The sequence below is a fragment of the Serratia sp. 4542 genome, from assembly GCF_016805595.1.
Taxonomy (GTDB): domain Bacteria; phylum Pseudomonadota; class Gammaproteobacteria; order Enterobacterales; family Enterobacteriaceae; genus Serratia; species Serratia nevei.
Map to the genome: position 1 here is coordinate 216,138 of NZ_RXKV01000009.1, position 11,688 is coordinate 227,825.

General features: G+C 61.5%; 15 protein-coding genes and 1 other RNA gene. 11 read left to right on the forward strand and 5 right to left on the reverse strand.

The features are described 5' to 3' along the window. The first annotated feature begins 183 nt into the window (after nt 1–183). The 6 genes from EKL15_RS11705 to EKL15_RS11730 all read left to right on the forward strand — a co-directional run bounded on the left by EKL15_RS11705 (nt 184) and on the right by EKL15_RS11730 (nt 3,460). Nucleotides 184–555, forward strand: a complete 372-nt coding sequence (locus EKL15_RS11705) for a DUF1090 domain-containing protein (protein WP_084827508.1) — start codon at nt 184–186, stop codon at nt 553–555. 164 nt (nt 556–719) lie between these two features. After that, entirely contained in the window at nt 720–1,025 is a 306-nt protein-coding gene (locus EKL15_RS11710) for a YqjD family protein (RefSeq protein WP_060424699.1), read from the forward strand. A 2-nt stretch (nt 1,026–1,027) separates the two neighbouring features. Continuing rightward, nucleotides 1,028–1,429 (forward strand): phage holin family protein, encoded by a 402-nt coding sequence (locus EKL15_RS11715; RefSeq protein WP_015379160.1) that lies wholly within the window; start codon nt 1,028–1,030, stop codon nt 1,427–1,429. Beyond that, nucleotides 1,426–1,713: a YqjK-like family protein gene (locus tag EKL15_RS11720; protein WP_004937121.1), complete on the forward strand. Its 288-nt coding sequence runs from the start codon at nt 1,426–1,428 to the stop codon at nt 1,711–1,713. The genes EKL15_RS11715 and EKL15_RS11720 overlap by 4 nt, the downstream gene beginning before the upstream one ends. Before the next feature lie 294 nt (nt 1,714–2,007). Beyond that, the gene (locus EKL15_RS11725; protein WP_004937119.1) at nt 2,008–2,403 is read left to right on the forward strand and encodes a DoxX family protein; all 396 of its coding nucleotides are present in this window, start codon (nt 2,008–2,010) and stop codon (nt 2,401–2,403) included. Nucleotides 2,404–2,473: 70 nt separating this feature from the next. Beyond that, a complete protein-coding gene (locus EKL15_RS11730; RefSeq protein WP_060424696.1) occupies nt 2,474–3,460 on the forward strand; it encodes a glutathione S-transferase family protein in 987 nt (328 codons plus the stop codon). A gap of 50 nt (nt 3,461–3,510) precedes the next feature. Here EKL15_RS11730 and EKL15_RS11735 read toward each other — a convergent pair whose 3' ends face one another. After that, nucleotides 3,511–4,407, reverse strand: a complete 897-nt coding sequence (locus tag EKL15_RS11735; protein ID WP_004937113.1) for a LysR family transcriptional regulator — start codon at nt 4,405–4,407, stop codon at nt 3,511–3,513. Nucleotides 4,408–4,514: 107 nt separating this feature from the next. Between EKL15_RS11735 and EKL15_RS11740 the strand changes: the two genes are divergently transcribed. Then, a complete protein-coding gene (locus tag EKL15_RS11740) occupies nt 4,515–5,216 on the forward strand; it encodes a pirin family protein (RefSeq protein WP_049273683.1) in 702 nt (233 codons plus the stop codon). A gap of 57 nt (nt 5,217–5,273) precedes the next feature. On the opposite strand, the gene rnpB is transcribed toward EKL15_RS11740, so the two are convergent. Together rnpB and rsmI are read right to left on the reverse strand one after the other, a co-directional pair. Further along, nucleotides 5,274–5,651, reverse strand: an RNA gene (rnpB, locus tag EKL15_RS11745) — RNase P RNA component class A. Between the two features lie 41 nt (nt 5,652–5,692). Continuing rightward, nucleotides 5,693–6,556: a 16S rRNA (cytidine(1402)-2'-O)-methyltransferase gene (rsmI, locus tag EKL15_RS11750; RefSeq protein WP_004937108.1), complete on the reverse strand. Its 864-nt coding sequence runs from the start codon at nt 6,554–6,556 to the stop codon at nt 5,693–5,695. Nucleotides 6,557–6,618: 62 nt separating this feature from the next. Here rsmI and EKL15_RS11755 point away from each other — a divergent pair, with 62 nt between their 5' ends. Genes EKL15_RS11755 through dolP form a run of 4 tightly spaced genes read left to right on the forward strand, consistent with a single transcriptional unit; the run spans nt 6,619 to nt 10,235 of the window. Continuing rightward, a complete protein-coding gene (locus EKL15_RS11755) occupies nt 6,619–8,658 on the forward strand; it encodes a penicillin-binding protein activator (RefSeq protein ID WP_197786483.1) in 2,040 nt (679 codons plus the stop codon). Further along, nucleotides 8,655–9,008 carry a YraN family protein gene (locus EKL15_RS11760; RefSeq protein WP_094300729.1) on the forward strand — a complete coding sequence of 118 codons (354 nt, stop codon included), beginning with the start codon at nt 8,655–8,657 and terminating at the stop codon, nt 9,006–9,008. The genes EKL15_RS11755 and EKL15_RS11760 overlap by 4 nt, the downstream gene beginning before the upstream one ends. A 51-nt stretch (nt 9,009–9,059) precedes the next feature. Further along, on the forward strand, nt 9,060–9,650 hold the full coding sequence (gene diaA / locus EKL15_RS11765) for a DnaA initiator-associating protein DiaA (RefSeq protein WP_004937103.1): 591 nt from the start codon (nt 9,060–9,062) through the stop codon (nt 9,648–9,650). Nucleotides 9,651–9,659: 9 nt separating this feature from the next. Further along, nucleotides 9,660–10,235 (forward strand): division/outer membrane stress-associated lipid-binding lipoprotein, encoded by a 576-nt coding sequence (gene dolP / locus EKL15_RS11770; RefSeq protein WP_004937101.1) that lies wholly within the window; start codon nt 9,660–9,662, stop codon nt 10,233–10,235. A gap of 40 nt (nt 10,236–10,275) precedes the next feature. On the opposite strand, the gene mtgA is transcribed toward dolP, so the two are convergent. Both mtgA and elbB read right to left on the reverse strand, forming a co-directional pair. Beyond that, the gene (gene mtgA / locus EKL15_RS11775) at nt 10,276–11,007 is read right to left on the reverse strand and encodes a monofunctional biosynthetic peptidoglycan transglycosylase (protein WP_049198512.1); all 732 of its coding nucleotides are present in this window, start codon (nt 11,005–11,007) and stop codon (nt 10,276–10,278) included. Then, complete coding sequence (elbB, locus tag EKL15_RS11780; RefSeq protein ID WP_089186489.1) at nt 11,004–11,657, reverse strand: isoprenoid biosynthesis glyoxalase ElbB; 654 nt, start codon at nt 11,655–11,657, stop codon at nt 11,004–11,006. The genes mtgA and elbB overlap by 4 nt, the downstream gene beginning before the upstream one ends. Between the last annotated feature and the right edge of the window lie 31 nt (nt 11,658–11,688).

Here is an 11,688-nt window from a genome sequence, read left to right on the forward strand (position 1 = left end):
GATTAGCTCAAAAATCAATCAGTCGGCACTAAGTCACGGCTGATTCTTTGGGGGCACGCCGGTTTCATGACTATGCTGAAGGGTAACTTCAGCTGGCGATGAACGCCCTCCTCTCGCGCTGCCGCCTTCGGCAGTCAGGAAAGCGGATGCCTGTTCAGGCATCCCATGAAAAGGAACTGAAAGATGAAATTACGCCATTCACTGTTACTGCTGTTGCCACTCTGCACGCTGCCGTCGCTCGCTTCAGCCGCTGAGGGCGGCTGCGCCGCCAAAGCGCAAGACATCCAGCAGCAAATCGACTACGCCACCCAACACGGCAACACCCACCGCGTGGACGGGCTGAAAAAAGCGCTGAGCGAAGTGCAGACTCACTGTACCGAAGCCGGTCTGCAGGCCGAACGCCAGAAAAATATCGCGGAGAAGCAGCGCAAGGTCGACGAGCGCCGGCAGGAACTGAAAGAAGCGCAGCAAACCGGCAAGCTGGATAAGGTCGCCAAGAAGCAGCAAAAGCTGGCGGAAGCGCAGGCTGAGCTGAAACGCGCCCAGGCGGAATAATTTTTTTACACCAGCGGATTTATCGATGAGAGCCCCATCACACGGGATTTCTTAAGCATATGGAATTGATGCCTGGTGTTATCTGCTGGCCATCACCCCTTTGCTCCGGCGAAAAAATCCGCTATGTTAAAAGTCTGTCGAAATAAACGTTAAGGAATAATCACATGGCACATGATTCAAATGCAGAAAACTTACGCGCTGAACTGAAGTCCTTAGCCGATACGCTGGAGGAAGTGCTGAACTCCTCCACCGATAAGCCGAAAGCCGAGCTGGAGAAGCTGCGTTCGAAAGCGGAAGGCGCGCTGAAAGAGAGCCGCGCTCGCCTGAGCGACGCCGGTGACAAGCTGGCTTCGCAAACCAAACAGATCGCCGGTCAGGCCGACGACTACGTGCGCGACAACCCGTGGACCGGCATCGGTATCGGCGCGGCGGTCGGCGTCGTGCTGGGCGTGCTGCTCGCGCGTCGTTAATCATGGCTGAACAACCGCAAGTGCGCGCGCAGGGCCCCGCTAAAGGGGTCCTGGATATCGGTCAGCGCATCATCACGATCCTGGTCGGCATGGTGGAAACCCGTGTCCGGCTGGCGGTGGTCGAGCTGGAAGAGGAGAAAGCCAACCTCATTCAGCTGCTGATCATGGCCGGTATGACGCTGCTGTTCACCGCCTTCGGTTTGATGAGCCTGCTGATCCTGATCTTCTGGGCCATCGATCCGGTCTACCGGCTGGTGGCGCTGGGCGCCACGACCGGCGTGCTGCTGTTCCTGGCCGTGGTTGGCACCATCTGGACGCTGGTCAAGGCCCGTCGCACCACGCTGCTCGGCGCCACGCGCAAGCAGCTGGAACTCGACCGCGCCGAACTGGAGCGCGAGCCATGAGCCGCCGCCGCTACCTGGAATGGAAAAAAGAGAGGCTGATTCGCCAGATCCAGCAGCAACGCCTGGATCTGGCCGAACACAAGTCTCTGTGGTTGGAGAAGACCGAACGCATCGACCGCGGCTGGCAAACGGTGTTTGGCCTGCGCCGCTATCTGGTGCTCGGTTCCAGCGTCATGGCGCTGTACGGCATTCGCCACCCCAGCAAGATGATCCGCTGGTCGCGCCGCGCTTTCGGTGCCTGGAGCGCTATCCGCCTGTTTAAAAAGACCTTCTCCGCCAAGTAAGCCCCACGCCTTTCCTTCAAACATCCTGTTGCTCCGCCCTCGTTTTCCCCCTAAAACAGCGCTGCTTATCCCGAGGGCCGGGCAACCTGCTGACCAGCGTCAGTTTATTAGCACGCTAAAGATTCAGATTTTTTGAAAAATTACGACAGTTTTACTTGCTAACAACCTGAGCACTTCCCGCTTAACATTCACTCCATCAATACGATATGGGCCGGACAGGGTGAGAGACCCGATATACCGCCCGTTGATATGACTACCGCCGAACAGGCGCACAAAAACACTTTGGAGTAGATGATGAAAAAATTAGAAGATACAGGTTTGCTGGTTGCTCGTATTCTGATGCCAATCCTGTTTATCGTGGCAGGCTACGGCAAAATGGGTGACGCTTATGCCGGTACCCAACAGTACATGCAATCGATGGGCGTGCCTGGCTTCTTGCTGCCGCTGACCATCCTGCTGGAATTTGGCGGCGGTCTGGCGATCCTGTTCGGTTTCCTGACCCGCACCGTAGCGCTGTTCACTGCCGGCTTCACCATTCTGACCGCGCTGCTGTTCCACACTGACTTTGCGGAAGGCGTAAACCAGCTGATGTTCATGAAAAACCTGACCATCGCCGGCGGCTTCATCGTGTTGGCGGTTGCAGGCCCGGGCGGCTTCAGCATCGACCGTCTTCTGAACAAGAAATGGTAATCTAAACTGTCATTCAGGGCCCGGCATGCCGGGCCCTGTCGCTTTTCACTCGGACACCAAGGAGATTCCCATGGGACAACTCGTCGATGGCGTTTGGCAAGACATCTGGTATGACACGAAATCTACCGGCGGCCGTTTCAAACGTTCAACCGCTCAGTTTCGCAATTGGGTGACCGCCGACGGTCAGCCGGGCGAACACGGCGCAGGCGGCTTCCAGGCCGAAGCGGGCCGTTATCACCTGTATGTTTCTCTCGCCTGCCCCTGGGCGCACCGCACGCTGCTGATGCGCAAACTGAAAGGGCTGGAGCAGATCATTCCGGTCTCGGTAGTGCACCCGCTGATGCTGAAAAACGGCTGGACCTTCGGCCAGGATTTTCCTGAAACCACCGGCGATCCGTTGTATCACGCCGACTTCCTGTATCAGATCTACCTGCAGGCCGATCCGCACTACAGCGGGCGCGTGACCGTGCCGGTACTGTGGGATAAACAGCGGCAAACCATCGTCAGCAACGAATCCGCCGACATCATCCGCATGTTCAACAGCGCGTTTGACGGCGTGGGGGCCCGCGCGGGCGATTACTACCCGGCCGAGCTGCGCGGCAAAATCGATGAGCTGAACGGTTGGATTTACGATCAGGTGAACAACGGCGTGTACAAGGCCGGTTTCGCCACCAGCCAGGAAGCGTATGACGAAGCGGTCAACGGGGTCTTCAACGCGCTGGAGCGCCTGGAGCAGATCCTGGGGCAGCACCGCTACCTGACCGGCGATCGGCTGACCGAAGCCGACCTGCGTCTGTGGACCACGCTGGTGCGCTTCGATCCGGTGTACGTCACCCACTTCAAGTGCGATAAACACCGCATCAGCGACTACCTGAACCTGTACGGTTTCCTGCGCGACATCTACCAGATGCCGGGCATTGCCGACACGGTCAGCCTGCCGCACATTCGCAACCACTACTACCGCAGCCACGCCACCATCAACCCGCACGGCATCATTTCCATCGGGCCGGCGCAGGATCTGGACGAGCCGCACGGCCGCGATCGGCTCTTCGGCTAAGACAAAAAAATCCCCTTGCCGCCCGGCAAGGGGATGTCATCCCACCGACGTTAACGCTGCGCGAACAGGCGCGGAATTTCGCGCAGGAACCAGGCTTTCGCCTCCCCCATGCTGTCGCGTCGCCAGGCCATGATGATATCGGCTTCGCGGCTGTATTCCGGCCCCACCACGCGCAGCCGCCCGGCCTCGATGTCTTTCTCCACCATCGGATACGGCATGGTCGCCACCCCCAGCCCGGCCAGCAGCGCCAGACGCTTGTCTTCGATCGTGCTCACCGTCAGACGCTGCTGCTTATCCAGCAGCTGCACGGTCAACACCGGGCGCTCGCGGGCGGTATCCGCCACCGCGATGCCGCGGTACTTCACGCGGGTCACCTCGGACAACGGCTCCGGCTCCTGGTGGATAGGATGATCCGGCGCGGCGACATAAACGCTCATTACCTTGTACAGTTTGCGGGTGTTGATCTCCGACGACGCGCGAAAATGCATGTCCGGCGCGATCACGATGTCGGCGCGGCCCTGCTCCAACCGCTCCCAGGCGCCCGCCAGCACCTCGGTGAAAATCGACACCTGGGTATTGGCCTTCAGCGCCAGCTTGTCCACCAGCGGAAACAGCAGGCTCGGCGGCGACAGCGCTTCGCTGACGATGGTCAGGTGGGTTTCCCAACCGCGCGCCAGCGCCTCGGCGTCAGTGGTCAGCTTGTCGGCCGCTTCCAGCAGCACCCGCCCGCGCTCCAGCAACATGCGCCCCACGTTGGTGAACTTGGTGCGGTGGCCCGAACGGTCGAACAGCACCACGTCCAATTCTTCTTCCAATTTTTGCATGGTGTAGCTAAGCGCCGACGGCACCCGGCCCAATTCGTCGGCGGCCGCGGCGAAGCTGCCGCGCCGGTCGATCGCGTCCATCACTCTCAGCGCCTCAAGCGTGAGCGCCCGATCTCTGGCCATCACATCCCTCTGTCAGGAAATTTGAATATGCCGACCAGATTAACTGGCTAACAATCCGACGTCCAGATGCTTACCATTTGGATAATGAATTTAGAGAGCCGATTGCCATGATTACATGCAGAACAGCACAACAATGCGGGCAAGCTGACTTTGGTTGGCTGCAGGCTCGCTACACCTTTTCCTTTGGTCACTACTTCGATCCCAAACTGATGGGCTATGCGTCGCTGCGGGTGCTGAATCAGGAGGTGCTGGCGCCGGGCGCGTCGTTCCAGCCGCGCACCTATCCCAGCGTGGATATCCTGAACCTGATCCTGCAGGGCGAGGCGGAATACCGCGACAGCGACGGCAACGCCGCGCGCGCCAAAGCCGGCGAAGCGCTGCTGCTGGCCACCCAGCCAGGCCTGAGCTACAGCGAACAGAACGTCAGCAGCGATACGCCGCTGACCCGCCTGCAGCTGTGGCTGGACGCCTGCCCGGAACGCAACAACGAGCGGGTGCAGCGCCTGACGCTGCCGACGGCGGGCAACCTGCTGCTGGCCTCACCGGACGGTGCGCAGGGCAGCCTGCAGCTGCGCCAGCAGGTTTGGATCCACCATCTCGATCTGCAGCCGGGCGAAGAACAAACGCTGACGATTAACGGGCCGCGCGCCTATTTGCAGTCGATTCACGGCACCATCGCCGCCACCGGCGAGCGCCACGAAGCGCAGCGCCTGACCTGCGGCGACGGCGCCTTCGTACGCGAGGAGAATCGCCTGACGATCCGCGCCGAGACCCCGCTGCGCGCGCTGCTGATTGACCTGCCGGTGTAAGCCGGCCGGAAAACGAAAAACCCCGCGCAACTTGCGTTGCGCGGGGTTTTCTTTTGTCGAGGGAGTTGACCGGTAAGCCGGGTTCTGTCGTGGACAGTCATTCCTCTAGGCCAGCAATCGCTCACTGGCTCAAGCAGCCTACCCGGGTTCAGTACGGGCCGTACCATGTGAACCCCTATTTGGCCTTGCTCCGGGTGGAGTTTACCGTGCCACGAACTGTTGCCAGCCGCGCGGTGCGCTCTTACCGCACCCTTTCACCCTTACCTGATCCCGCTTGCGCGGGCCATCGGCGGTTTGCTCTCTGTTGCACTAGTCGTAGGCTTGCGCCTCCCAGGCGTTACCTGGCACCCTGCCCTATGGAGCCCGGACTTTCCTCCCCTCCATCTGTCTCCCCGAAGAGGACGGCAATGAAGCGGCGACTGTCTGGTCAACTCCGGCGCGGATAGTAGCGTCGCGGCGGCGGCAGGTCAACCGCTTTACGGCTGTTGTTGCTCCAGCGCGTGCTTATACAGCGCATTTTTCTTCACGCCGTGAATTTCCGCCGCCAGCGCCGCCGCCTTTTTCAGCGGCAGCTCTTTTTGCAGCAGCGCCAGCGTGCGCAGCGCCTCGAGCGGCAACGCATCCTCCTGCGCCTTGTGGCCTTCGACGATCAGCACCATCTCGCCGCGGCGGCGCACTTCATCTTCCTGCACCCACGCCAGCAGTTCGCCCACCGGCGCACCGTGGATAGATTCCCAGGTTTTGGTCAGCTCGCGCGCCAGCACCACATAGCGCTGCGGGCCCCAGACGGTGACCATGTCCTGCAGGCTTTCCAGCAGGCGGTGAGTGGATTCGTAGAAAATCAGCGTGCGCGGTTCCTCCGCCAGCGCCATCAGCGTATCCTTGCGCCCCTTGGTTTTCGCCGGCAGGAAGCCTTCATAGCAGAAGCGGTCGGAAGCGACGCCCGCAGCGCACAGCGCGGTGGTGGCGGCGCAGGCGCCCGGCAGAGGCACCACGCGAATGCCGGCCTCGCGGCAGCGGCGCACCAGGTGATAACCGGGATCGTTGATCAGCGGCGTGCCGGCGTCGGACACCAGCGCGATGCTCTGGCCTTCCTGCAGTTTCGCCAGCAGCTGATCGGCCTTTTGCTGTTCGTTGTGGTCATGCAGCGCGAACAGACGCGCGTTGATCGCGAAGTGTTGCAGCAGCAATCCGGTATGGCGCGTGTCTTCCGCCGCGATCAGATCAACGCTTTTCAGTACCTCTAACGCCCGGTGAGTGATATCGCCCAGATTGCCGATGGGGGTGGGCACCACATACAGCGTTGATGCAGAAATGACTGATTGTTGGTGTTGATTCATTGTTTCATCCGGGTTGCCGATTTAATATTGAGCATCTTGAAAAAAACATCACTGGATACAGTATGCTTTCCTCAACATTCGTTCGTACCAAAGCAGGGCGTTCCAAGCCTGTCCGACTTACCGCAGTCATCGCGGCCGCCCTTTTCCTGGCAGGCTGTCCAAGTCGGGCCCCGCAAACGCCGCCCGCCAATATACAGGACGAAGCGAGCGCCAGCTCCGATTACTACCTGCAGCAGTTGCAGCAAAGCAGCGATGATAACAAGGCTGACTGGCAATTACTTGCTATTCGCGCCTTGCTGCGTGAAGGAAAACTGCCGCAGGCCGGCGACCAGCTGAACCAGCTGCCGAAAAACCTCAGCGGTGCGCAGCAGACTGAACGCCAGTTGCTGACCGCCGAACTGCAGATCGCCAACAAGAGCTACGTCAGCGCCCGCAGTACGCTGGGCCATCTGGACAGCGCTTCGCTGTCGCCGAATCAGAAGGTGCGCTACTACCAGGCGCAGATTGCCGCCAATCAGGGCAAAGCGTCGCTGCCCTTGATCCGCGCCTATATCGCTCAGGAGCCGTTGCTGACCGGCAAACCGCACCAGGACAACCTGGATCAGACCTGGCAGGCGCTGCTGCAGCTGACGCCGCAGGAGATGAACAGCCTGGTGATCAACGCCGACGAGAACGTGCTGCAAGGCTGGCTGGATCTGCTGCGCGTCTATCAGGACAACAAGCAGGATCCCGATCTGCTGAAGGCCGGCATCAAAGACTGGCAGAACCGTTATCCGAAGAACCCGGCGGCCAAAACGCTGCCCGCTCGCCTGAACCAAGTGCTGAACTTCACCCAGGCCTCCACCTCGAAAATCGCCCTGCTGCTGCCGTTGAACGGCCAGGCGAAAGTGTTCGCCGACGCCATCCAGCAAGGCTTCGAAGCGGCGAAAAACGGCGGTACCATGCCGGCACCGCAGCCTCAAGCCGCGCAACCGGCTAGCGCACCGGCCCAAACGGCGCCGACCGATCAGGCCGCCGCGGGTGACATCAACGCCAACGGCGCGGTCAGCCCTTCGGCGCAAGAGAGCCAGCCTGCCGTGACCGCCGCGCAACCGGCGGCGCCGTCCAGCGCGCCGATAACGCCGCTGCAGGCCGCTAACGCACAGGTCAAAGTGTACGATACCACCAGCCAGCCGCTGGCCGCCTTGCTGAGCCAGGCGCAGCAGGATGGCGCCACCCTGGTGGTCGGGCCGCTGCTGAAAGAGAACGTCGATCAGCTGTCCGCCAGCACCACCACGCTGAACGTGCTGGCGCTCAACCAGCCGGAAACGCCGAAGGACAACCTGAACATCTGTTACTTCGCCCTGTCGCCGGAAGATGAAGCGCGCGACGCCGCCCGCCACATCTGGGAACAGCAGAAGCGTCAACCGCTGCTGCTGGTGCCGCGCGGCGCCTTCGGCGATCGCGTCGCCAAGGCCTTTAACCAGGAATGGCAGAAGCAAGGCGGGCAAACCGTGCTGCGTCAGGACATCGGCTCCGCCGGCGAACTGCGCCAGATGGTCAACAGCGGCGGCATCCGCATGACCGGCACGCCGATATCGAGCGCCCCGGCGCCGCAGAGCGTGACCATCGCCGGATTGACCATTCCTGCGCCGCCGAGCGACGTGCCCGCCGCGACCGGCGGCAGCGTCGACGCGGTGTATATCGTCGCCACCCAGTCTCAGCTGACGCTGATCAAACCGATGATCGACATGGCCACCAGCTCGCGCGGCAAGCCGGCGATGTACGCCAGCTCGCGCAGCTATCAGGCCGGTGCCGGCCCGGACTTCCGCCTGGAAATGGAAGGCCTGCAGTTCAGCGACATCCCGCTGCTGGCCGGTTCAAACCCTCAGCTGTTGCAGCAGGCCAGCGCGCGCTTCCGCAACGACTACTCGCTGGTGCGCCTGTATGCGATGGGGATGGATGCCTGGACATTGGCCAACCACTTTGCTGAAATGCGCCAGCTGCCGGGCTTCCAGGTTTCCGGCACCACCGGTACGCTGAGCGCGTCGCCGAACTGCGTGATCAACCGCAAACTGCCTTGGCTGCAATACCGTCAGGGTACGGTCGTTCCGGTCTCTTGAACCCACGCGCCTCAGGGGCGGGCTATGAGTTACTGGCCCGCCGTCACCTGGAACACGCCGGGCTCACCTTCTGCGCCGCCAACGTCGCGGTGCGCGGCGGTGAGCTCGACCTCATCATGCGCGACGGCGCCACCTGGGTGTTCGTCGAAGTGCGCTACCGCCGCAACGACGCCTTCGGCGGCGCGGCCGCCAGCGTCACCTTTCGCAAACAACAGCGGTTGCTGCATGCCGCCGCCGTCTGGCTGGCGGGGCGCGGAGCCAGTTTTGACACATCATCTTGCCGTTTTGATGTTTTGGCCATTACCGGTAGCCAGTTAGAATGGATACCCAACGCCTTCAATGCGGATTAATCGGGGTTTTGCGGCGCAGACCGGCCCTTTGACTTAGTGGATTAATACAACGTGCTGGATAGAATTAAAGTCTGTTTTACCGAAAGCATCCAAACCCAGATCGCGGCGGCGGAAGCATTGCCGGACGCCATTTCCCGCGCTGCGATGACGCTGGTTCAATCCTTACTCAACGGCAACAAAATCCTGTGCTGCGGCAACGGCACCTCGGCGGCCAACGCGCAGCACTTCGCCGCCAGCATGATCAACCGTTTTGAAACCGAGCGCCCCAGCCTGCCGGCCATCGCCCTCAACGCCGACAACGTGGTGCTGACGGCGATCAGCAACGATCGGCTGCACGACGAAGTGTACGCCAAGCAGGTGCGCGCGCTCGGGCACACCGGCGACGTGCTGCTGGCGATTTCCACCCGCGGCAACAGCCGTGATATTGTGAAAGCGGTCGAGGCGGCCGTCACGCGCGATATGACCATCGTCGCGCTCACCGGCTACGACGGCGGCGAGCTGGCCGGGCTGCTCGGCCAGCAGGATGTCGAGATCCGCATCCCGTCGCACCGCAGCTCGCGCATTCAGGAAATGCATATGCTGACCGTAAACTGCCTGTGCGATCTGATAGACAATACGTTATTCCCCCACCAGGACGATTAAGGAACTGAGATGAAGCTAAAAGCCACATTTGCAGTGCTGTCCAGCGCCCTGCTGTTGCAAGGCTGTATCGCCGGCGTCGTCGTCGGCAGTGCGGCCGTCGCGACCAAAACCGCCACCGACCCGCGCAGCGTCGGGACCCAGGTGGATGACGGCACGCTGGAAGCCAGGGTCGAAAGCGCTCTGAGCAAAGACCAGCAGTTGAAGAAAGACGCCCGGGTGGTCGCCACCGCCTATCAGGGCAAAGTGCTGTTGACCGGCCAGTCGCCTAACGCCGATCTCACCGCGCGCGCCAAGCAGATCGCCATGGGCGTGGAAGGCACGACCGAAGTGTACAACGAAATCCGTCAGGGCACGCCGGTCAGCCTGAGCACCGCGTCCTCCGACACCTGGATCACCACCAAGGTGCGTTCGCAGCTGCTCACCAGCGATACGGTGAAATCATCCAACGTGAAGGTCACCACCGAAAACGGCGAAGTGTTCTTGCTGGGCCTCGTCACCCAACAGGAAGGGCAGTCGGCGGCGCAGATCGCCAGCCAGGTGAGCGGCGTGAAGCACGTCACCACCGCCTTTACCTATGTGAAGTAATCCGTTCTGGCGGGAGCGGCACCGTGCCGCTCCCGCCCGTTTAATCCAGCTTGTTCTCGCTTAAAAACGCTTCCCCGCCCAGCTGCCGCATCTGGCGCATGATCCACTGCTGTCGCTGTATCACATAGCCGGAAGGCGCATCGGCCCTAAAGCGATGCGGATTCGGCAATACCGCCGCCAACAGCGCCGCTTCCGCCGCGCTTAGCCGTTTGGCCGGCTTATGGAAAAAGCGTTGTGAAGCCTCTTCAACGCCAAACACCCCGTCGCCGAACTCGACGATGTTCAGATACACCGTCAGAATGCGCCGCTTGGTCCACACCAGCTCGATGCCCGACGTCAATCCGGCCTCCAGCCCTTTGCGTAGCCAGCTGCGGCCATCCCACAGAAACAGGTTCTTGGCGGTTTGCTGCGACAGCGTGGACGCGCCGCGGATGCGCGTCGGGCGCTTCTCGTTGTGGCTGAGCGCCTTTTCAATGGCCGCCACGTCGAAGCCCCAATGGTCTGGAAACTTCTGATCCTCCGCCGCCATCACCGCCAGCGCCATCTGCGGCGAGATGTCGTCCATCGACACCCAATCCGAATGGGCGACGTAGCCAAAGTCGCCGCTCAGCCAGGCGCTGACTTGCCGCTCCACCATCACGGCGGAAAACGGCACCGGCAGGAAGGCAAAGGCCACAATGCCCAACACCCACAGGCCGAGAATCGCGATGACCCCGCGCTTCAGCCAATACCACGGGCGCAGTCGCCGCCATCCGCCGAGCGATTTTCTCATTCAGCCATTTCCAGTATCCGCGCCACCAGCTTATCGATACCGAGGGCCGCCTGCGCGATCGACGGCGCCAGCATATAGGCCGGCGTGGTCACGACTTTGTGTTCGCTGTCCACCACGATATCGTCCACCGGACAAATCACCGGCTCGCCGCCCATGGCGTCAATCACTTCTCCCAGGTCCGGATCGTTGCCAATGGTCAGCCGCGCTTGTTGATCCAGCAGTTTCGGCAACAGCGCCGGCGCGATGCACATCAGGCCAATTGGTTTGCCGGCCTTATGCATCTCGCGCGTCAGACGCGCCAAATCCTCATCGACCCAACATTCCGCGCCGGCTTCGGCGAAATTGCTGAGGTTCTTGGCGGCGCCGAAGCCGCCGGGCACGATCAGCGCATCCAGCTGCGCGGCCTCCGCCAGCGCCAGCGGCTGCACCGCGCCGCGGGCAATGCGCGCCGACTCAATCAGAACATTGCGCGACTCCGCCATCTCCTCACCTGATAAGTGATTAATAACATGGCATTGTGGTTTATCGGGCGCAAAGCACACCGCCTGCGCGCCGGCACGGTCCAACGCCAGCAGCGTCAGCACCGCTTCATGGATCTCCGTACCGTCATAAACGCCGCTGCCGCTGAGGACGACACCCACCTTTTTCATCACTCTTACTCCTGTCGCTGCTGTCAACTGG

Bases quoted from the DNA above. Each gene is read 5' to 3' on its own strand.
- EKL15_RS11705 (WP_084827508.1), top strand. From the start codon at position 184: ATGAAATTACGCCATTCACTGTTACTGCTGTTGCCACTCTGCACGCTG.
- EKL15_RS11710 (WP_060424699.1), top strand. From the start codon at position 720: ATGGCACATGATTCAAATGCAGAAAACTTACGCGCTGAACTGAAGTCC.
- EKL15_RS11715 (WP_015379160.1), top strand. From the start codon at position 1,028: ATGGCTGAACAACCGCAAGTGCGCGCGCAGGGCCCCGCTAAAGGGGTC.
- EKL15_RS11720 (WP_004937121.1), top strand. From the start codon at position 1,426: ATGAGCCGCCGCCGCTACCTGGAATGGAAAAAAGAGAGGCTGATTCGC.
- EKL15_RS11725 (WP_004937119.1), top strand. From the start codon at position 2,008: ATGAAAAAATTAGAAGATACAGGTTTGCTGGTTGCTCGTATTCTGATG.
- EKL15_RS11730 (WP_060424696.1), top strand. From the start codon at position 2,474: ATGGGACAACTCGTCGATGGCGTTTGGCAAGACATCTGGTATGACACG.
- EKL15_RS11735 (WP_004937113.1), bottom strand. From the start codon at position 4,407: ATGGCCAGAGATCGGGCGCTCACGCTTGAGGCGCTGAGAGTGATGGAC.
- EKL15_RS11740 (WP_049273683.1), top strand. From the start codon at position 4,515: ATGATTACATGCAGAACAGCACAACAATGCGGGCAAGCTGACTTTGGT.
- rsmI (WP_004937108.1), bottom strand. From the start codon at position 6,556: ATGAATCAACACCAACAATCAGTCATTTCTGCATCAACGCTGTATGTG.
- EKL15_RS11755 (WP_197786483.1), top strand. From the start codon at position 6,619: ATGCTTTCCTCAACATTCGTTCGTACCAAAGCAGGGCGTTCCAAGCCT.
- dolP (WP_004937101.1), top strand. From the start codon at position 9,660: ATGAAGCTAAAAGCCACATTTGCAGTGCTGTCCAGCGCCCTGCTGTTG.
- mtgA (WP_049198512.1), bottom strand. From the start codon at position 11,007: ATGAGAAAATCGCTCGGCGGATGGCGGCGACTGCGCCCGTGGTATTGG.
- elbB (WP_089186489.1), bottom strand. From the start codon at position 11,657: ATGAAAAAGGTGGGTGTCGTCCTCAGCGGCAGCGGCGTTTATGACGGT.